We start from the raw sequence: 20,122 nt of genomic DNA on the forward strand, positions 1-20,122 counted from the left end.
GGCGGATGGCTTCGCGCTGTCAGGCTTCGTCGCCTCCGGTTGCTGTGCTTCCGCCACTGGTTTGGTGGTTTCGGCGATCGGCTTCGGTGTCAGGCGGCCTCTATTTCAGCGGCGTTCTGGCGCCCGCGCCGGTGACGGAAACATCCAAGCCGCTGACACCGAAGCCGATCGCCGAAACCACCAAACCAGTGGCGGAAGCACAGCAACCGGAGGCGCCGAAGCCTGACAGCGCGAAGCCATCCGCCCAACCCGATGCGGAGGCCAAGACGCCCGTCGAGCAGCCGACGCCGCCAGCCACCCAGCCGGAGAGCGAGGCCAAAAGCCAGACGCCTGAGGTCGAGACCAAACCCGTGCAACCTCCGGCCCAACAGTCGCCGACGCCCGCGCCGGCTCCCGCACCAACGGCCGCCGAAAGCCAGACGCCGCCAAGCGAGCCGGCGGTCAAGACGCCGGAACCGAGCCAGGCTGCTGAGAACAAGCCGACGCAGGAGGCAAATCCGCCAGCGGTCAAGCCGGGCGTAAAAGACCTCGTGGACATGCTGTCCAAGCTGCCCAAGCCGACGGCTTCCTCGCCCCCGGCTTCGCAAAGCCAGGCATCGACGCAGCCGACCCCACCACCGGCCGAGCCGAAGGCGCAGACCCCGACAGCCAGCCAGCCGGAAACGCCGACCGCGCCGGCACAACCAACGCAACAAGCGCAGACACCGGCGGCCAAGCAGCCCGACACCGACGTCGCCATCAATGTGCCGAAGCCGGCGCTTCCGTCACTGGAAGAAGACACGGCCAAGTGGAACGACCAGCGCTCCTGGGTGCGCAATTTCAGCGGCGGCAATTGCTTCTACGCGAACGTGACATCGGGACCCGGAGCCGCCCCGACGATCGAGGGATACGGAACGGCGGTCCAGCCCTTCGAGCAATTGCTCAACGATTTCCAGACGCGGTTTCATATCGAGCCGGACATCAGCGTGCGCCTCATCGCCCTGTCCCAGTGCGGCGTGCCCACTTTCCTTCGCTTCCTCGACCGTAGCTCGGCCGCGAAGCCGCAGCTTGTGCTGGACCGGACATCGATCCCGGACGGCTCGCCGGTCAGCGGCGCGCTGTATACGGGCGGCGGGCTCGTTTCGAACATCATGCTGATCGACCACAAGGGCGTCGCCTTCAACCTCGACGACCGCATGGTGCCGCAGACCGACAAGGTAACCTTCAACATCCCGATCGGCCTCGCCGCCGCGGACAAGGCGGCCGGCAAGGCCGTGCCGCAGATCATGCTGGTGATCACCGGGCCGAAGGACATCCAGGCAGCGATGTTCTCCAGGCCGACGCCGGCCTCGGAGCTTTTGCCCAGGATCCTCGAGGAGATCGAGGCCGACGGGTCGCAGTTTTCCGCCACGGCCACCTATTTCCGGCTTGGCGGATAGCATGAACGCCGATGGATTCTTGCCGCTCGCGTTCCTTTTGCCAGTCCTCGCCACGCAAGCAGCGTAGCCGGCTCCGATTGCCGTTACCGGGCCGCATGACGCTCGCAGCGCTGCTTGGCGCGGCGCTGCTCTCGATCCTTTCGCCCGGCAAGGCGCATGCCGAATTCACCGTCTGCAACCAGACGCTCGACGTCGTCAATCTCGCGGTCGGACAGAAGGTCGACAATGCCGACCAGACGGACGGCTGGTGGACGATCGGCGCCAACCAGTGCGTCAACGTCATCCGCGAGGAGCTGACCAACCGCTACATCTATCTCTACGCGACGGACGTCTTCGGCCACGCGATCCTCAACGGATCGACCGAGATGTGCGTCGACCGGCGGCGCTTCTCGATCCGCGGCATCGAAGAGTGCTGGCAGCGCGGCCATATCGCGGCGCGCTTCGTCGAGGTCGACACGCTTGAGCAGGTGCGCTGGACCTATTTCCTGACCGGAAACAGCCCGTGACGCACTCGATCGACACGAGCTTCAAGGCAAAGAAGCAGGCGCGCCTGGCAGATCGCCGGCGCAAGCTCTGGCGCCGGGCTCTTGCCGGCCTTGCCGCGCTCGCCGTCGTCGCTCTGGCCACCGGCTTCTACCTGACCAGGGACTACTGGTCGTTCGGCGACGAGGATGAAGAGCTGCATCCGGTCGAGGGCATGGAAGACATGCCGCCCGACGCCTCAGTCTATGTGCCGGCGATCATCGATCTCGCCGGCGATCCGATGTGGATCACGCTGGCGCCCGATGCCGACACCGCGACCAAGGGCAAGACCGTCGCGCGCCCGGCAGAACTCGACAGTTCGGGGGCTTCGCCGCAGATCGAAATCCTCTCCGACGTGATGCTGAGCGCCAGCGAAAAGTTCATGACGACGATCCCGTCGACACAGGAGGATTTCGCCTTCTTCCAGGCGCAGCGCCAGGCCGCCCCCAAGCCTTCGGCAACGCCCGAGGACCAGCAACCGGCGCCGGCCGCTCCGGCCGCGGCGCCGAACGACCAACAGGGCGATCCGCAAGGCGATCTGGAAAACGACCTGCAGGCGGCGCCGGACGAGAGCGACGCCGGCTCGGCGCCCAAGGCCGACGCCGACGACCCCGAGGCCGGATGGGGCGAGACCATCGACCAGGGCGAAGCAGCACTCCCGGCTTTCAAGAAAACCGCGATCGAGAACAACACGACCGTTGCGACCGTCATCAGCGAATATCAACGCTTCGAGGCGACCGAGGACACTTTCGTGAAGATCCTGAACGACCGCAGCCTGGACAGCGTGGCGCTCGACGCGCATTTCTCCGCCGACGACGCGAAGCTCGCGGGCGAGGCGCTGAAGGCGCTGTTCAACCGCGACGGGCTGGAGGCCGGCTTCGTCGTGGCCATGCGCGGGTTCCGGCCGAACCGCGAGACGACGACCATGTCGCTGATGCAGGTCTCCGTCTATGCGAGGAACGTCTATGTCGGCACGCTGACGCGCAATGCGGCCGGAGCCTTCGTGTCGGGCGTCGACCCCTGGGTGCGCGAGGACCTGTTCAACTACTCCGGTGCCTCCGACCAGGGCGGGCCGAAGCGTCAGTACCGCCTGCTCGACGCGATCTATTCGACGGCGGCGCGCAACAAGGTGCCGACCAGCGTCATCGGCGAGGCGATCATGTATCTGTCGCGAGGGCAAGACCTCGACGCCTTCGCCAGCGAGGACCAGCGCCTGGTGCTGATCTATTCGCAGACGCCGCGCGGCCAGGGCGAGATTTCCGGGCGTGTGCTCTATGTCGGCGTCCAGGGCACGGACAAGAGCCTCGACTGTTTCGTCTTCCAGCAGAGCGACGGCCAGTACGCCTGTGTGACCGGCGACGACCAGGTCCGCTCGCTGAGCGTCACCAACGGCATGGTCACGCCGGTCGCCGGGGTGATGACCTCGACCTTCGGCCCGCGCAAGCATCCGATCCTGGGCACGGTCCGGATCCACAAGGGCGTCGACTGGGCGGCGCCGGTCGGCACGCCGGTGATGGCCGCCTTCGACGGCGAAATCTCGTTCCAGGGCGATGGCGGCAGCTACGGCAATCTGGTGAAGATCACGCATGCCAACGGCCGCGAGACGCGTTACGCGCATATGCAGAAATTCGCCATCGCCAGCGGCGTCGGCACCAAGGTGAAGGCCGGCGACGTCATCGGCTATATCGGCACCACGGGGCTTTCGACCGGCCCGCATCTGCATTTCGAGCTCTACCAGAATGGCGAGGCGATCGATCCGCTGGGGACGGTCACCACGGTGGCCACGGCCGTTGCCGTCAGTTCCGGCGGCTCCGGCGACGCCGCGGTCGAGACGCTGACCGACCGGATCGTGCATGTCGAAAGCGGCGGCAGCTCCCGCGCCAAGAACCCGCTTTCCTCGGCAACCGGCGCCGGCCAGTTCATCTCCAAGACCTGGATCCGGATGATGAACACCTATCGGCCCGACCTTGCCCGCTCGCTATCGACCGCCGACCTGCTGGCGCTTCGCTACGACGCGACACTGTCGCGCGAAATGGTGCGCAACCTCGCGCGCGAAGGTGAAGCCTATCTGCGAGCCCGCGGCCACCAGATTACCGCCGGCCGCCTCTATCTTTGCCATTTCCTCGGCATGGAAGGCGCGCATCAGGTGCTGGCGGCGCCGGGTTCGTCGCAGCTGAGCGCGGTTCTGGGATCGGCGGTGATCCAGGCCAATCCGTTCCTGACCGGCAAGACCGCGAGCTACGTCGTCGACTGGGCCGAGCGGAAGATGGGACAGAAAGCGCCGCGCGTGACGACCGATCAGGACCAGCCGACGACGACAACCACCGAAGTCCGGCAGACGTCGCCGGAATTCGAAAAATACAAGCAGGCGATCACCACGCTGATAGGCTCCATCCAGGACACGCTCGAGCCCGGTTAGCCGGTTCACCAAACCCTGCGTTTTTGGATGAGCCGATTGGTTTTCAGGCCGGCGACTGGTATATTAGCGGATGTTCACGGAGGAAATTCGGGCCTCTCGTGAACCAAATCTGTGGTCGAGATCACAGACACCCAAGACACGATTTTGGCAGAAGCGACGCTGTCGCTTACGAAATTCAGCATGCGCAGACATCGATAACGCGCCCCGAGGGGCGGAGGGTTGATCCATGAAGGCGTTCGCCATCCTTTTGGGCGGGTTGATCCTGCTTTTCCATGCCGCGTTCGGCGCCGAGGCCGCCACGCCCGACAGCAAGCGTGTCGCGCTGGTCGTCGGCAACAGCAAATATGTCAATGCCGTCACTTTGCCCAACCCAGCCAACGATGCCCACCTCATCGCGTCCACGCTGCGCAATGCCGGCTTCGAGGTGATCGAAGGCGTCGACCAGGACAATGCGGGCATGCACGGCCTGATCAGCAAGTTCACCGAGGAGTCCTACAATGCCGACCTCGCCGTCATCTTCTATGCCGGGCACGGCATGCAGGTCGACGGCAAGAACTACCTCATCCCGATCGATGCCGAGCTGACATCGCCGGCCTATCTCAAGACCCGCACGGTCCAGATCGACGAGTTCATGGCGGCGCTGCCGGCCGATCCAGCTGTCGGCATCATCATCCTCGACGCCTGCCGCGACAATCCGCTGGCACGCACGCTGGCCGCCGCGCTGCCGAAGAGCCGCTCGCTCGGTGCCGGCCTGGCGCCGGTCGATGCAAAGGCCGACGGTATGGGCACGGGCGGCGTCCTGATCGCCTATGCGACCGACCCCGGCGCCATCGCTTTCGACGGCAATGGCGTCGATAGCCCCTATTCGCTGGCATTGGCCAAGCACCTGACCGAACCGGGCGTCGAGATCCAGAGCGCGTTGACGCGGGTGCGCGGCGAGGTGACGGAAGCCACTCAAGGGAGGCAGCGGCCGTGGCACAATGCCTCGCTGGGGCGCGAGGTGTTCCTCGGCAAGCCATTGGCACAAACAGCCTCGCCCGCCGCGACGCCGGCCGACGGAGCCCAGGCGACGGCGTCGCCTGCCCCCGTGGCCAGCGAGGCGCCATCCTGGGAGGTCGAGCAGCGGCTTTGGGACGAGGCTTCGAAAAAGAACGCCATACCCTATTACGAGGCCTATCTCGACCAGTTCCCGAACGGCCGTTTCGCCACGGTGGCGAAGCTCAACACCGACCAGTTGAAGGATCCGGCCGCGGGCAAGCAGGTCGCGGCGCTCGGCGCGGACGATGCAAATGCCAATCCAGGCTCGGCCGTTCGCACTTCGGTCGGCATCACCGACGAGATGAGAAAGACGCAAGGCACCGAGCTCACGGAAAGCGCCATCGGGCTCGACCGCGACAGCCGTATCGACCTGCAATTGCGCGTCGAAGCGCTGGGCAACGAGCTCGGCCAGGTCGACGGCAATATCGGCCCGCGGACGCGCCAGGCGATCGGCATCTGGCAAGACAAGAACGGCCTGCCGTCAACCACCTATCTGACCCGCGAACAGCTGGCGTTGCTGGTGGCCCAGACCGACCCGATGATGGATGCCGTGCGCACCAAGAACGCCGCCGACCAGGCGCGCACCGCGCCACCCAAGAAACAGGTCGTGCAGAAGACCCGCACGCTGAAGCCGGTGGCGCAGCAAAAGCCGCGCCGGAAACAGACGCAGGTCGTTCAGCGCAGGCGCAACAGCGAGACCGTGGTTCGCGAAGACGCTCCACCCCCGAGAGACAACAACGACTTCCTGACCAAGGCATTGATCTTCGGCACCGGCATTGCGGTGGGCGGCGCTCTCAAGAACTGATTGTGGATGGGAGCCCGGCCTGTCTGCAGGACTCCCATCGACGGTTCGGCGCCGGCGGCCTATTCCGTCCTGATCCGCATTTCCACCCGGCGATTGACCGGGTCGTAGGGATTGGAGACGCGGGGGTGCGACTTGCCGAGGCCGATCGCTTCGAGCCGCGCCGATACAACGCCGTTGGCTTCGAGGAAGGCAGCCACCGATTGCGCCCTTCGCTGCGACAGGTCCTGGTTGTAGCGATCCGTGCCGGTCGCATCGGTGTGGCCCTCTACGACGAAGCTGAACGTGCTCAGCCTATTGTCCTTCAGCGCCTTGGCGAACTCGTCCAGTTCCGAGCGCGCGGTCTGGTCGAGCTGGGCCGAATCCAGGGCGAAGTTGATCATCATGTCGAGGCCGGCCTTCTGGGGGGCCTCGTTCTTCTCGGCCTTGCTCTTGCACTCTTCCTCGGTGCCGACGCAGATGCCGCGTGAGGCGCCAAGATTTTGGCCGGCGAAGAATTTTACGATGTCTTCCGATTTCTGAAGCGGATCGGCGTAGACGTGCGTTGAAAAAAGCACGGCCGCCAATGCCAAGGCTGAGCTGCCCCACCGCATGACCGTCACTCCTGTTTGACCTGAGCGGGTTTTCGCTGGCGCGGACTATATCAAATCTCGAAACGATTGTCTGTGAACAAGCGCACGTTGCCAATGGCCGCCGCCTGCTAAAGGTTAAGGATTGACCGGCGTTCAGCCGCGGGTTTCAGTGCTATTTGTGCCGGTGCTCGGGGTGTGGCAGCCATGGCCAATGAACTCGGATACAGAACGGCGAGAGATCTGTTTCTTGCCTGTCCCGCGATTGCCCGGGACATGAAATCGCTGGCCGCCGCCCAACCCCCGCTGGAATTCTGCCGTGCTTTGCTCGCCGGACGCGTGCCGGAGGAAGCCGTCACGTTCTGCGCCTACCTCCTGCCCGAGCGCGCCGCGGTCTGGTGGGGGCATGAATGCCTGAGCAATCTCGCCGAGCTCCTTGCCGAAAGGGATCTCGAACTGCTGGCGCTCGTCAATGACTGGGTGGGCGAGCCCGGCAATCCTCGCCATCGAGCGGCGCTCGCCAGTGCCGTCGATCCCTCGCCCGCAACGCCGGCTGCATGGATCGCTCTGTCCGCGGCGTGGCGTGACCCGGCCTTCGACATGCTTTCGACCGGATTTCCCGCCGCTCACGCCGTCAACGCCGGGATTCTGGCGGGGCTGGCGCGCGTCTCGACCGCCGACCGCTTTGGCGTGCTTTCCGCCTTCGTCGAGATGGGCATCCAGATCGTGGAGATGGAAGCGCAGCGGCAATCGGTCGACGCGTATTAGGGCTTGCGCCGGACAAGCCTCTGAAAGCCGCAATTCCAAATAGGAAGCCGCTTCCCACTCTCTCGGGATGCTCTAATCCAGGATCATTTGCAGCCGCCTTGCGCCCATCTGGCCAAAGCGACCTTGAAGCGGGTGCCGAGCGGATGCTGCAGGCGCAGCACGGAAACGTCGTTGGCGGCGAAATTCTTCGCCTGCTCGCAAAGGCGCGTCTCGTTCCACTCGTGACAGCCGTCGCAGTGTTTGCCTTGCCAGACCGACTTGTCGAGGCCTTCGACCGGGCTGAAAAGCGGTTCGCTCTTGATCAACTGGGCTATGCTCTTGCCGTCGATCGCCGGGTCGCCGAACTTGACCGGGCGATCGAAAAGGATCGGCCCGTCCGTCGCGAGCTTCGGGATCTTTTCGCGCAGCGCATTGAGGGCAAGCTGGTCGTCGGCCTGGCCGGACGCCGCGCCGGTGTTGCGCGTCTCGGAACCCGCTTCGGCCTGCGGCGCGCTCGCGTCGCCGACGATCAGCGGCGCGTTGAGGTCGACCTTGTGCAGCACCACCTCGGTGGTCAGCGAGACGTTGATCCAGGGGCGCTGCTTGCCAGCGGTCGTCTTGAAGACGTCGCTGGTCACCCTGTTCATCGCTTCGGTGATGGAGACGTTGGATTCGCCGATATGCTGGAGCAGCGCCGTGGTGAAAGGCGAGTGGTCGCCCGACCCGTCATAGGCTAGCTGGTTCGGGCTGGCGGCAAAGGCGACCAGCGTGCCGGCGCCGCCATTCTCGATCGGAATCTCGGCAAGGCCGCTGCTTGCGCCTTTTATGCCCGCGCTCTTTGCCAGCACGTCCGCAAGCGGATTGTCCCGGCACGCATCTAGGAAAACGAGCCTTATGCTGGTCTCGCGCGACATCTGGCGCAGGACGAAATCGACGGAGACGGCTTCAAAATCGAGCGACGTCTCGTCCTCGAGCGCGGCGTCGACCGGAAGCAGATAGTTCTTGCCGGAGACCTGCAGGCCATGGCCGGCATAGAAGAAAAGCGCGATGTCGGCACCGCGCACCTGCTTGGCGAACTGCGCGACCGTAACCTGCGTCTGCTGCTTGGTGAGGTCGAAGCCGGAGACCACCTCGAAGCCGAGGTCCTTGAGCCGCTCGGCCATGGCCTGCGCATCCCGTGCCGGATTGGCGAGCGGCGCCGCGTGCTGATATTGCGAATTGCCGAGGATCAGCGCGACCCGCCGCTCGGCGCTCGCGGCCGTCAACGTCAAAAGCAGCGCAAGCGCCGTGAATACCGCGGCGCGAAGCATGCCACCGAAAAAGGCGGTCGGGGCGAAACTCACCGCCACCTCAGTTGGCGAGCTTGCTTGCGGAGAATTCGATCCGCCGGTTCAGCGCCTTGTTCTTGGGCGTATCGTTGGCGGCGACCGGCTTGTCCTCGCCATAGCCGGCGGAGCTGATCTGGGTGCGCGGGACGCCGTCGGCCACCAGCGCGTCGGCGACCGCCTGGGCGCGCCGTTCGGAAAGCGTCTTGTTCGCCTCGGGCGATCCGTCGGAATCGGTGTAGCCTGAGACCTCGACCTTGAGTGTCGGGCATTTGCCGACGACGCCCTCGACCTCCGCCAGCAACGGGCGGCTCTTGGTGTCCAGCCTGGCGCTCGCCTGTCGGAAATAGATGGCGCCGGTGCGCGAGAGCACAGCAAACCTGTCGAGGCACTCCTCGTCGCTGAAATTGGCCTTCGCCGCATCGGTTGTGACAGGACCGACCTCGGCAGTCGAGGTCGCAACGGCCTGCACGGCGGCCGGCTTGCCGCCATCGGCGTTGAAGACGAAATCGAACGACACTGAAGCGGTCGGCACGATGTTGGTGACATTTGCGGCCTGCTGCAGCTTGTCGATGTTGGGCAGAAGGCCGAAATCCTCGACATGGACGGCGACGGGCGCCTCCGAAGCGACGGAAACCTGGGTATCGCTGATCATGGTGACGACGACGCTAGCCTCCAAATCCTTGCTGACGCCATGCAGGCTGAGATGGAACGGCAAGGTCGTCTTCACCCGGCGCTTGGTCGGCAGGTCGGCGAACGCGGCGGGGTCCACCTTCGCCGTCACCTCGGCCGTGGGATAGGTGAATGTCTCGAAGAACAGGAAGCGCATGCGGACATTGCGCAAGTCGACGCCGGTGTCGACGGAATTGAGGTCGAAGCTGATCTTCGCATCGCCTGCTGAACTCAACGATCCGGTGATGTTCCTGATCTTGTTGGTCTCGACGATCGTGTTCTTCTTGACCGACTGGTAGGTGAATACCGAGGCGGACGGGTCGAGCGTCCAATTGGGCGCGGCGCTGGCTGCCTGCGACCAGAAGACCAGAAGCGTGCCAACGACAAAGCCAAAAGCCGCGGCCCTAGTCCGCGCTTTTTGCCACAATGCAACGACTTCGAACATGGAACGCCCCCGCCAGGACAACCCGATCTCGATACCGGCACGTGGCGGGAGCATAGAGCACTTGGCCCTGCTTGGCGAGCGATTACGGCGGGCTCGATAAATGACCCGCCGCAGCTAGCGAGTGCTCATCCCCAACCGCCGCCTCCGCCTCCGCCGCTGCCCCCGTTACCTCCGCTGCCGCCTCCTCCGCCCAATGGCGCAATGACCGGCGCGGTTTCGGTCTGAACGGGAGTGATCTGTGTCTTGGCGGTGACCTTCTTGCGTTGGACGACTTTTGGCGCGGTCGTCGTGCGAACGACCTTCGTCCTGTGCTTCGCCGTTGGAGCCGACTCGATCCTGGGCGTCACGGTCGTACACCCGGCGACCGCGAGAACACCCGATAGGATGGTTGCGACGATTGCGTGTTTCGATGCCCAGCCCACCACATTGCCTCCTTGTGATCAGAACAAGTCCCGGCGCGGATTGGCTTGTTCCCAGACCGCCCTGGCCGTCTTGACCAGCTGATCGTCCAACGAGCCGTCCGCCGAAATCTTCGATTTGAGTTCCCCACGCATCTGTTTCAGAGCCGCAGTCTTTGCCTTCGCCCCGAATTTCGCCAGCGTCGCCTTTGCGTCCGGAATCTCATTGCGTAGATCGAGCGCCGCCGCGAAAGCGAGATAGCGCGCGGCCACGGCCTGATCGGCCTTGTCGCCTCTTTGCATCTCCAGCGCCGCGCGATCATACGCAGCCGACTGATCGCCGCGGTCGGTCGCCAGCTCGAACAGCTTTTGCGCTTCAGCCAAATCCTGCTGCACGCCAACCCCATCTCGGTACATGCGTGCAAGGCTGCCGGGGGCATAGGGCTGGCCGAGATCCATCGACTTCTGGAACAGCGAGAGCGCGGTCTTGGGGTCCTTCTCGACCCCTGTGCCGACGAGGTAGTTGCGGCCGAGCAGGTTCATCGAATACATGTCCTGCCGCTCGACGCCCGCCTTGAGGAAGGCCACGGCGCGCACCGGATCGGCAGGCACGCCGTTACGACCTTCCGTGAAGATCGCGGCAAGATCGTTCATGGCATAGGTATGGCCCATCGCCGCCGCCTTGAGCAGCAGGTCAAGCCCCTTGCCGGTATCGCGGTCGACGCCGTAGCCGTTGAACAAGGCCCGGCCCCATGAGGTCATGCCATAGGGGTCGCCCTTCTCGGACGCCGCGGCATAGAAAGTGTTGGCCTGCTTGCGGTTGGCGGGCATGCCCGTGCCGGTGGCGTTGAGGTAGCCGAGCTCGAACACCGCGCGGACATGTCCCTTGTCGGCGGCCGCCTCGATCGCTTTCTTGGCTTCCTCGACCTTGCCGGCCGCCAGCAGCGCGCGCCCGAGCTCGTAGTGGAAGCGCGCGACATCGGGATAGGCCTTCACCGCCGCCCGGCAGGCCTCCACCGCGCCGGCGGCGATCTCGTTCGGCAACAGGCCGGGGACGACACCCTGAAGGTCCAAAGGTTCGCCTGCCTGCGTGTCGCAGGGGTCGACGCTTGGCGACAGCTTCATCGTCGCCGGCTTTGACGGCGTGTTGTCGGCCCTGATTTCGACGCCGACTATCAATGGCTGGACCGTGCCTATCTGGGGTTCGTAACGCAGTTTGTCGACTTCATCGGCCATCAGGCTCGATTGCGGCGACAGGGTTCGATCCGGCAGCGACAGTGTCCCGGTTGCCGGATAGCTCGCAAGCTTCACGCTTACGGCCGGGTCCTTGGTCGGGAAATCCAGCTTCAGCGGCACGGGGCCGACACCGACGGGAACCTTGAGGTCGCGGTTCTCGATCGCCTCGGCGGCGCCGGCGATATGGATGCCACGCTCCACCACCTCCTGCTTCTGCTCGGACTCCAGCGAGGCGACGAGCTGCTTGCCCGCGGCGCCCTCGCCGTTCTTGACCCGGAACACCAGTATGCCCTGCGAGCCGCCGCCCCATTCGTCATGCGTGGTGTAGGCCAGCATATCGACCTGGTCCTCGGCGTCGGCCCCCTTCGGCACGTCCATCGCGAGCCGTGGCAGATCCTTGCCCTCTATCGGCTCGCCCGTCGCGACCGGCTTGCCGTCCAGGGTCAGGCGCCCCAGCGCCGGCGGCCTTTCGATGCTGATGGTGACGGCGCCGCCGTCGACATCGACCGGCACCGGCAGGTCGAGCGCGACTGGTCCGACGCCCGACGGCACGGTTTTTTCCAGCACCGGCGGCAAAGCCGGCCGGCTGGCGCGACGCATCAGCACCACCTCGTCGATCAGCGATGAGTTCTCCCACGGAACCTGCGCACCCTTGGTGGCCTCGACCACGTCGCGGCGCACGGCGGCCATCACCGAGCGTATCTCCTGGTTCGGCGCCAGCGCGCGGCGGGAGAAGGCGGATGAAAACGGGCTGAGATCGCCGGAGCCGTCATAGGCAACCGCACCCGGCTCCGTGGCGAAGGCTATCAGCGTGTTCAACGAACTTTTCACCTGCGCAAGGCCGGTGCCGCCGGCCGCGATCAACTGGTCGCGCAGCCAATAATCCTTGCGCGGGAACGGGTTGTTGCGGCAGGCGTCGAGGATGATCACCTGGATCTTCGATTTGGCGCGTAATTGCTGCAGGACGTCGTCGAGCTTGACCGCCTGGACCTCGATGTCCGCCGCGGCCTTGAGCGACGCATCGACCGGGATCAGGAAATTCTCGCCGCCGATCTGAAAGCCGTGACCGGAATAGTAGACGACCGCCAGATCGGCGCCGTCCGCCGCCGCGAGATAGTTGCGGAACTCCTTCTCGAACTGGAGCTTGGTCAGGTCCTTGGCGACGAACACATCGAAGCCGGCCAGCCGGAAGGTGCTCGACACGTCCTCCGCATCCTTGTCGGGGTTCTTGAGCGCCGGGATTTCACGGTATTCGGAATTGCCGATGACAAGGGCAACCCTTCGATCGGCGCGCGCCTGCACCGTCGTGAGGCCCACGAGGATCAAGGCTGCAATCAGCGCGCAGCGTCGCAGCATGGCAAAATCCCTAACCGCTATGACCTGTCGGCCACAAGAACGCAGCTTGCGACGCGGAGGTCTGTTAAAGAGTTCACAATCCGCCCAGACAGGATGGAACCCTTGCACTAACGACAGGATGCATGCGTATCGTCCAATCCGGCTGAGATTACCGCAGAGACTTCGACACCGCAACGGATCCCCAACAACGAACCGGATCGCGGCCATTGGCGGGCTCCCAGCCCGACCATTGCCTCCGCGCCGCACTGCGCGTTTATTAAAGGCGCCGAAAGCAGCAACCGGGAACCATATGCTGATAGAGACGAAGCTCCAGCCGCCTTATTTGCGCGATGCCCTGGTTCAGAGGCCGCGGCTGCTGCGCACCCTGGATGCCGCGACCGCGGGCAAGCTGACGGTGGTGACGTCGCCCGCCGGTTTCGGGAAATCGACCCTGCTCTCGCAATGGGCGGCCGGCATATCCGGCGGCATCGCCCAGGTCGCCTGGCTGTCGATCGACCGGCTGGACAATGATCTCGCCCGCTTCCTCAAATATCTCGCCGCCGCGTTCCACCGCGTCGACCCCGACATTGCCGGCAATGCGGAATCGCTGATCGACTCCAGCCCGGTGACGCCGGTCGATTCCATCCTCACCGCCATCATCAACCAGCTGTCGCGCCGCGCCGCGCCGATCTACCTCGTTCTCGACGACGCCCATCTGATCGTCTCCGGCGAGATCGCCGCCTGCATCAACATGCTGGTCGCTTATGCGCCGCCGGCCTTGCGCATCGTGCTCGCGACCCGAGGCGAGCTGCCGCTCGAGCTCGCCCATATGAAGATGAAGGGGCATGTCGTCAGCCTCGGCGACAGCGACCTGCGCTTTTCGCTCGAGGAGACCGAGGATTATCTTGCCAATGTCTGCGGCCTCGACCTCGCCGTCTCGGCCGTGGTGGCGCTTCACCACAAGACCGAAGGCTGGCCGGCCGGCCTGCAGCTTGCCGCCTTGGCGTTGGCGCATGAGGGATCGCGAGAAGCCTTCATCGCCGAATTTTCCGGCAGCCAGCGCGACGTGGCTATGTTCCTGACCCACGACGTGCTCGCCCGGCAGGCGCCCGAGATCCAGGATTTCCTGCTCAGGACCTCGATCCTCGACCGCTTCTGCCTGGGCCTCGTAGAGGCGGTCTGTCCGGGACGGGACTGCGCCGCGGCGCTGGCGACCATCGAGCACTCGAACCTTTTCCTGATCGCGCTCGATTCGTCCGGCCAATGGTTCCGCTATCATCACCTGTTCTCCGAATTCCTCCGCAATAGGCTGGACGCCTGGGCGCCGGAAGCCCGCAGGGACCTGCATCGCGCCGCCGCCGCCTGGCTGGCGGCCCGGGGCCATATCTCCGACGCTGTCGACCACGCGCTCGCCAGCGGCGATGCCGACCATGCGGCGCGCCTGGTCGAGGAATGCGCCATGCCGCTCACCATGCAGGGTCACATCCCCAAGCTCACCGAGTGGCTGAACCAGCTGCCCCCAGATCTCATCGCCGCCCGCCCTCGCCTGCTCCTGGCGCGTGTCTGGGCGCAGTTCCATATGAGCCGGCCGCGCCAGGCGGTCCGCATCCTCAAACAGGCCAAAACCCTTGTCGGGCAGCTTTCCGAGCGCGGCGAGATCGACCGCGCGACCACCCGCTCGCTCAAGGCCGAGCTGCAGACGCTGACGGCCGGCGTCATCAGCGCCACCGACCGCTCCCGCACCGCGACCCGCGTCGCCTCGCGCTGGCTTGCGGATTTTCCCGAGAGCGAGCCTTTCGCGCGCGGCACGCTCGCCAATATCTGCGCCTTCAGCCACTATTCGCTTGGCGAGCTGGACGCCGCGCGCCTGCGCAGCCTCGCGGCGCGCGACCATCATGCCGCCGCCAATTCCGTCTTCGGCATCGTCTATTGCGACCTGCTGCTGGGGTTGGTCGAGATTTCCGCCGGCAACCTCGCCGAAGCCCACCAATTGCTCGACCGCGCCTGCCGGCTGGCCCGCGAGCGCCTGGGGTCCGGTTCCTACACGGAGGCGATGACGGCGATCTTCCATGTCGAACTCGCCTATGAATGGAACGACCTGCAGGGTGCCGAACGCATCCTGCACCAGCACCGGCAGATCATCGAGGAATGCGGGCTCGTCGTGCACGAGATGGCCTGCAAGCTGCATCTGGCCCGGCTCTCGGCCGCGCATGGTCGGCACGACGAGGCCATCGTCTTCCTCGAACGGGCCGAACGGCTGGGGATCGAGAAGCGCTACCGCCGGCTGACGGCCGCCGCGCTGAACGAGCGGGTGCGGCTGCTGTTGTCGCGCGGCGACGTCCGCGCCGCACGGCTGGCGCTGCGCTCGCGCGGCATCGAGCCTTCGGCCGAAAGCCGGCCCGCCCCGATCCATCCGCTCGACGAATATGCCCATATCGGCGCCGCGCGCGTGCTGATCGCCGAGGGCCACCCGGCGAAGGCCATCGCCGTGCTCGACCGTATCGCCGAACGCATGCGCCGTGACGGCCGCCTGCGCGGCTTCATGCAGGTGCGGGCGCTCGTCGCGATCGCCGCGCACAGCGCGGGCGAAACGCTGCTGGCGCTGGCGGCGGCGGTCGACGTCGTCACCCTGGCGCTCCCGCAGAACGCCATGCGCTCGCTGATCGACGAGGGCCTGCCGATGCGCGAGGTGCTCGAATTCGCCCGGGCGCGAATTCCGGCCTGGTCGCGCAATTCCAGCACGGCGACCTTTGTCGACGCGCTTCTGCGCGAGTTGGGCAAGACCGCGCCGGAACGCGCGCGCCCGATTGCAATCGCCGCGAGGAAGCAAATGCTGAGCAGCAAGGAAACCGATGTCGCCGCCCTGCTGCTTCGCGCCTACACCAACCGCCAGTTGGCCGAGACGCTGTCCATGGCCCCCGACACGGTGAAATGGCACCTGAAGAACATCTTCGGCAAGCTCGGCGTCTCAAGCCGCACGGAAGCCGTCCTCAAGCTGAAGGAAATCGGGCTCGACGCTACCACCGAGCGGCAATTGGCGGGTTAGAGCAATTCCAGGAAAAGTGCGTAGCGGTTTTCCGTCCGGAATTGCGCAGCGACAAGATGACCACCCGAATGGGTGGGTTCAAAAAAGCCACCCATTACCCGAAGGTGTCGGGACAGCGCTCATGCAGCGGGCCATCATCCGGTCGATATACGCTGGGTGGGAGCCGCATGGCGACGGGTTTCGTTTTCCACGAACTTTATCTATGGCACAACACCTGGAACTGGAACCAGGTCTTCCCGCCGAGCCTGACGGTCCAGCCCGGCACCCATGCCGAAAATCCCGAGACCAAGCGTCGCCTGCGCAACCTCCTGGAAGTGAGCGGCATCCTCGACCACCTGGTCACCATCAAGCCGCGACGCGCCACCGTCGAGGAACTTTCGCGGGTCCACACGCCGGCGCATATCGCCAAGATCAGGGAGATCAGCGACCGCGGCTATGGCGACGCCAGCTCGTTGACGCCGCTCGGCGCCGGCAGCTATGAAATCGCTCTCCTGGCGGCCGGCGGCGCCATCAAGGCCATCGAAGCCGTCATCACGGGCCAGGTCGACAACGCCTATGCGCTGATCCGCCCGCCGGGCCATCACGCCACCGCCGATGTCGGCATGGGCTTCTGCCTGTTCTCGAACGCCGCCATCGCCATCCGGCATGCGCAGCAGCTGCATGGGCTGACCCGGATCGCGACCGTCGACTGGGACGTGCATCACGGCAACGGCACGCAGTCGATCTTCTACGACGATCCGAGCGTGCTTTCGATCTCGCTGCATCAGGACAATCTGTTCCCGGCCAATTCCGGCGCGATCGCCGAAAATGGCGAGGGCAAGGGCAAGGGCTTCAACATCAACGTCCCGCTGCCCCCGGGCTCCGGTCCCGGTGCCTATGCCGCGGCGTTCGAACGCGTGGTGATCCCGGCGCTGACGCGCTTCAAGCCGGAGCTGATCGTGGTGCCCTCGGGCTTCGACGCCTCCGGCGTCGATCCGATGGGACGCATGCTGATGAATTCCAGCGGCTACCGCAGGCTGGCGCGCATGCTGCTCGACGCGGCGCGCGAGCTGTGCGGCGGGCGCCTGGTGATGACGCATGAGGGCGGCTACTCCGAAATGTACGTGCCCTATTGCGGCCTTGCCGTGATCGAGGAGCTTTGCGGGCACCGCACGGGCGTCGAGGACCCGTGGGACCAACTGATGGGACAATGGGGTGGAATGTCGGCACAGCCGCATCAGACGGCGATCATCGACCAGGCGGCCGAGCTGGTCAAAAACATAAACTGACAAAAACTCACAAGGGGAATCGAGATGAAGCGCAGTTCGAAACTCACTAGGCCGAATGTGATTGCCGGCTCGCGCCGCAATTTCCTGATCAAGGGCGGACTTGCGACCGCCGCGACGCTGACCGGCATGCCGGCCATGCTGCTTGCGATGAACAACGAGGCGCGCGCCGAAGGCGATCCGATCCCGGTCGGCCAGTGCGGCCCGACCACCGACTTCGCCGCGCCTGACGGCATCGAGTTCAAGAACGGGCTGACGCTCGCCTGCGAGGAGATCAATGCGCTGGGCGGCATCCTCGGACGGCCGCTGGAGCCGTCCTTCGAGGACACCGCGCAGATGGGCGATGCCACCAACGTGCAGGCGGCGCAGCGCCTCGTCGACAGGCATGGCGTGCACGCCATCCTCAACGGCTACAATATCGGCTCGGGCGCCGCCATCCAGGAGGTCGCCGCCGACAACGGCATCGTCTACGTCCACTATGACACCACGATCGGCCACAACAATCTGGTGAAGTCCAACCCGGACCGCTACTGGGGCTCCTTCCAGGGCGATCCCGCCGAATACTGGTATGGTCCCGGCTTCCTGAAGTTCCTGCAGGGACTGGAGGAGAACGGCGAGTGGAAGCGCAAGAACAACAAGATGGCGGTGATCCTGTCGGCCGGCGTCTATGCCTCCAACATCGCCAACGCCGTCAAGGAGCAGGCCAAGAGCTATGGCTGGGACATCAGCCTGTTCGAGACCGTCAGCGTGCCCGCGTCGGAATGGGGACCGACGCTGGCCAAGATCCGCCAAGATCCGCCGGCGGTGATCTGCATCACCCACTTCCTGCCCGCCGATCTCGGTCAGTTCGCGCTGCAATTCGCCTCCAATCCGACGCCGAGCCTGGTCTACATGCAATACGGCCCGTCGATCCCGGCCTTCCGCGACATCGCCAAGCAGGCGGCCAACGGCATCATCTACGCGACCGTCATCGGCGCGCTGCAGGACGAGATCGGCACCGCCTTCGAGAAGCGTTACAAGGAAAAGTTCGGCCCGAACGCCGGCCACAATTCCGGCGCGCAGCCCTATGACGGCACCTATGTCTGGGCGACCGCCGCCGCACTTGCCGGCGGCACGGGCGAGCCCGGCAACAACGACCAGAACCGCAAGGTTGCGGCCCGGATGAGCTCGATGATATGGCGCGGCGTCACCGGCACGACCCGTTTCATGCCGCTCGAGAACGCCGCCTATACCTATCCGACCCAGGTCAACGATTCATCGCTCGGTATGCCGCACCAGTTCCTGCAGATCCAGGACTACACCAAGGGCCCCGGCCTGATCGCGCCGGCGCCGTACGGCACGACCAAATTCATGATGCCGCCATGGATCAAGGCCTAGCCGGATGACGCAAGACGCCGCCGCGACGCCATTGCTGTCGGGCAGGCATGTCGGCAAGTCCTTCGGCGCGCTGGCGGCGGTCCGCGATCTGTCCTTCGATGTCGGGGCGGGAGAAATCCTCGGCATCGGCGGACCGAACGGCGCCGGCAAGACGACGCTGTTCGAGGTGATCTCGGGGTTGAACCCGGCCACCACCGGCACGATCGTGCTCGACGGCCAGGACATCACCGGGCATGCGCCCGAGCAGATCTGCCATGCCGGCGTTGCCCGCACCTTCCAGCTCAATGCCGGCTTCGACAGCATGACCGCGCGCGAGAACGTGCTGGTGGGCGCCTATTTCGGCCGCAGCAACCGGGCCGTGCCGACGCTGCGCGCCGGCCGCGCCGCGCATGAGGCCGCCGATGCCGCGCTTGAGATGCTTGGCATCGCCGACCGCGCCGACAAGGTCACCGGCAAGCTGCCGGTGCTCGACCGCAAGCTTTTGATGATGGCGAGCGCCATGGCGACCAAGCCGAAACTGCTTTTGATGGACGAGCCGGTCGGCGGCCTCACCGCGCGTGAGGTCGACCGTGTGATGGATGCCGTGCGCGCCATCAAGGCGGCGGGCGTCACCATCATCCTCATCGAGCATGTGATGCGCTTCCTGGTGCGCCTCTCCGACCGCATCATGATCATGCATCACGGCGAAAAGATATTCGAAGGGCTGCCGACAAAGCTCCTCGACGACCGCACCGTCGTCGACGTCTATCTCGGCCAAGGCGCCTCCGAGCGGCTGCGCTCCTTCATGGAAAACACGCATGGCTGAGGCGGCGCTCGAGATCGTCGACGCCAGCGCCGGCTATGCCGGCCGCATCGTGCTCGACGCCATCAAATTGTCAGCAAGGAAGGGCGAGCTCACCGCCATTGTCGGCCCCAACGGCCATGGCAAGAGCACCCTGCTCAAGGCGATTTCCGGACTTGTCCCAGTGACGTCGGGCGAGATCCGCCTCGACGGCCAGCGCATCGACCGCCTGCGCCCCGACCAGATCGTCGAACGCGGCGTCATCCAGGTTCCGCAGGGCGATCTGCTCTTTCCGGCGATGACCGTGCACGAGAACCTTCTTATGGGCGCCTATGCCAACAGCGGCGGACTGGCCGAGCGGCTGGACTTCGTCTTTGCGCTGCTGCCCAAGCTGAAGGAGCGCCGCAACCAGACCGCCGGCACGCTTTCAGGCGGCGAGCGCCGGATGTGCGGCATCGGCCGCGGCCTGATGGCGGGCGGCGCGGTGCTGATGCTCGACGAGCCTTCGCTCGGACTGGCCCCGATCGTCATCGAGCATATCTACGAGGTCATCTTCAACCTCAGGCGCGAGGGCCGCACCATCCTTCTGGTCGAGGAGAATGCCGAGCGGATCGCCGAGCATGCCGACATGATCCACCTGCTCGACAATGGCCGCATCGCCTGGTCGGGCCTGGGCGCCGAACTGATGGCGCGCCCGGAAATCATCGAAACCTATCTCGGAGTGTGA

General features: G+C 65.3%; 14 protein-coding genes. 10 read left to right on the forward strand and 4 right to left on the reverse strand.

The genetic code is table 11. From position 1 onward, the window contains the following. The first annotated feature begins 86 nt into the window (after positions 1–86). The 4 genes from FJ471_RS10295 to FJ471_RS10310 all read left to right on the forward strand — a co-directional run bounded on the left by FJ471_RS10295 (position 87) and on the right by FJ471_RS10310 (position 6,202). Positions 87–1,418, forward strand: coding sequence for a hypothetical protein (locus FJ471_RS10295; RefSeq protein ID WP_140803045.1), 1,332 nt, complete (start codon positions 87–89; stop codon positions 1,416–1,418). An 11-nt stretch (positions 1,419–1,429) separates the two neighbouring features. Further along, positions 1,430–1,924: a DUF1036 domain-containing protein gene (locus FJ471_RS10300; protein ID WP_181179297.1), complete on the forward strand. Its 495-nt coding sequence runs from the start codon at positions 1,430–1,432 to the stop codon at positions 1,922–1,924. Beyond that, positions 1,921–4,359, forward strand: coding sequence for a M23 family metallopeptidase (locus FJ471_RS10305; protein WP_140803046.1), 2,439 nt, complete (start codon positions 1,921–1,923; stop codon positions 4,357–4,359). Before FJ471_RS10300 ends, FJ471_RS10305 begins: the two co-directional genes overlap by 4 nt. Positions 4,360–4,585: 226 nt before the next feature. After that, on the forward strand, positions 4,586–6,202 hold the full coding sequence (locus tag FJ471_RS10310; RefSeq protein WP_140803047.1) for a caspase family protein: 1,617 nt from the start codon (positions 4,586–4,588) through the stop codon (positions 6,200–6,202). Positions 6,203–6,261: 59 nt separating this feature from the next. Here the strand turns inward: FJ471_RS10310 and FJ471_RS10315 are convergent, their stop codons facing one another. After that, positions 6,262–6,756: an OmpA family protein gene (locus tag FJ471_RS10315; RefSeq protein ID WP_140803048.1), complete on the reverse strand. Its 495-nt coding sequence runs from the start codon at positions 6,754–6,756 to the stop codon at positions 6,262–6,264. Between the two features lie 219 nt (positions 6,757–6,975). On the opposite strand from FJ471_RS10315, the gene FJ471_RS10320 reads away from it, so the two are divergent. Further along, positions 6,976–7,536, forward strand: coding sequence for a hypothetical protein (locus tag FJ471_RS10320; RefSeq protein ID WP_224666498.1), 561 nt, complete (start codon positions 6,976–6,978; stop codon positions 7,534–7,536). A gap of 83 nt (positions 7,537–7,619) precedes the next feature. Here the strand turns inward: FJ471_RS10320 and FJ471_RS10325 are convergent, their stop codons facing one another. From FJ471_RS10325 to FJ471_RS10340, 3 genes are all read right to left on the reverse strand, one after another. Next, entirely contained in the window at positions 7,620–8,858 is a 1,239-nt protein-coding gene (locus tag FJ471_RS10325) for a caspase domain-containing protein (protein WP_246684676.1), read from the reverse strand. A 7-nt stretch (positions 8,859–8,865) separates the two neighbouring features. Continuing rightward, a complete protein-coding gene (locus FJ471_RS10330; protein WP_140803050.1) occupies positions 8,866–9,957 on the reverse strand; it encodes an OmpA family protein in 1,092 nt (363 codons plus the stop codon). A gap of 440 nt (positions 9,958–10,397) precedes the next feature. Next, a complete protein-coding gene (locus tag FJ471_RS10340) occupies positions 10,398–12,947 on the reverse strand; it encodes a caspase family protein (protein WP_140803052.1) in 2,550 nt (849 codons plus the stop codon). Between the two features lie 289 nt (positions 12,948–13,236). On the opposite strand from FJ471_RS10340, the gene FJ471_RS10345 reads away from it, so the two are divergent. The 5 genes from FJ471_RS10345 (at position 13,237) to FJ471_RS10365 (ending at position 20,122) form a co-directional block, all read left to right on the forward strand. Further along, positions 13,237–15,972: a LuxR C-terminal-related transcriptional regulator gene (locus FJ471_RS10345; protein ID WP_181179302.1), complete on the forward strand. Its 2,736-nt coding sequence runs from the start codon at positions 13,237–13,239 to the stop codon at positions 15,970–15,972. Positions 15,973–16,139: 167 nt separating this feature from the next. Next, a complete protein-coding gene (locus FJ471_RS10350) occupies positions 16,140–17,240 on the forward strand; it encodes a class II histone deacetylase (protein WP_140803054.1) in 1,101 nt (366 codons plus the stop codon). Positions 17,241–17,264: 24 nt separating this feature from the next. Continuing rightward, entirely contained in the window at positions 17,265–18,614 is a 1,350-nt protein-coding gene (locus FJ471_RS10355) for an ABC transporter substrate-binding protein (protein ID WP_246684677.1), read from the forward strand. 4 nt (positions 18,615–18,618) lie between these two features. After that, on the forward strand, positions 18,619–19,419 hold the full coding sequence (locus FJ471_RS10360) for an ABC transporter ATP-binding protein (protein WP_140803055.1): 801 nt from the start codon (positions 18,619–18,621) through the stop codon (positions 19,417–19,419). Continuing rightward, the gene (locus tag FJ471_RS10365) at positions 19,412–20,122 is read left to right on the forward strand and encodes an ABC transporter ATP-binding protein (RefSeq protein WP_140803056.1); all 711 of its coding nucleotides are present in this window, start codon (positions 19,412–19,414) and stop codon (positions 20,120–20,122) included. Before FJ471_RS10360 ends, FJ471_RS10365 begins: the two co-directional genes overlap by 8 nt.

Origin of the sequence: Mesorhizobium sp. B2-7-1, from assembly GCF_006440735.1 — a bacterium.
In the GTDB taxonomy this organism is placed as follows: Bacteria; Pseudomonadota; Alphaproteobacteria; order Rhizobiales; family Rhizobiaceae; genus Mesorhizobium.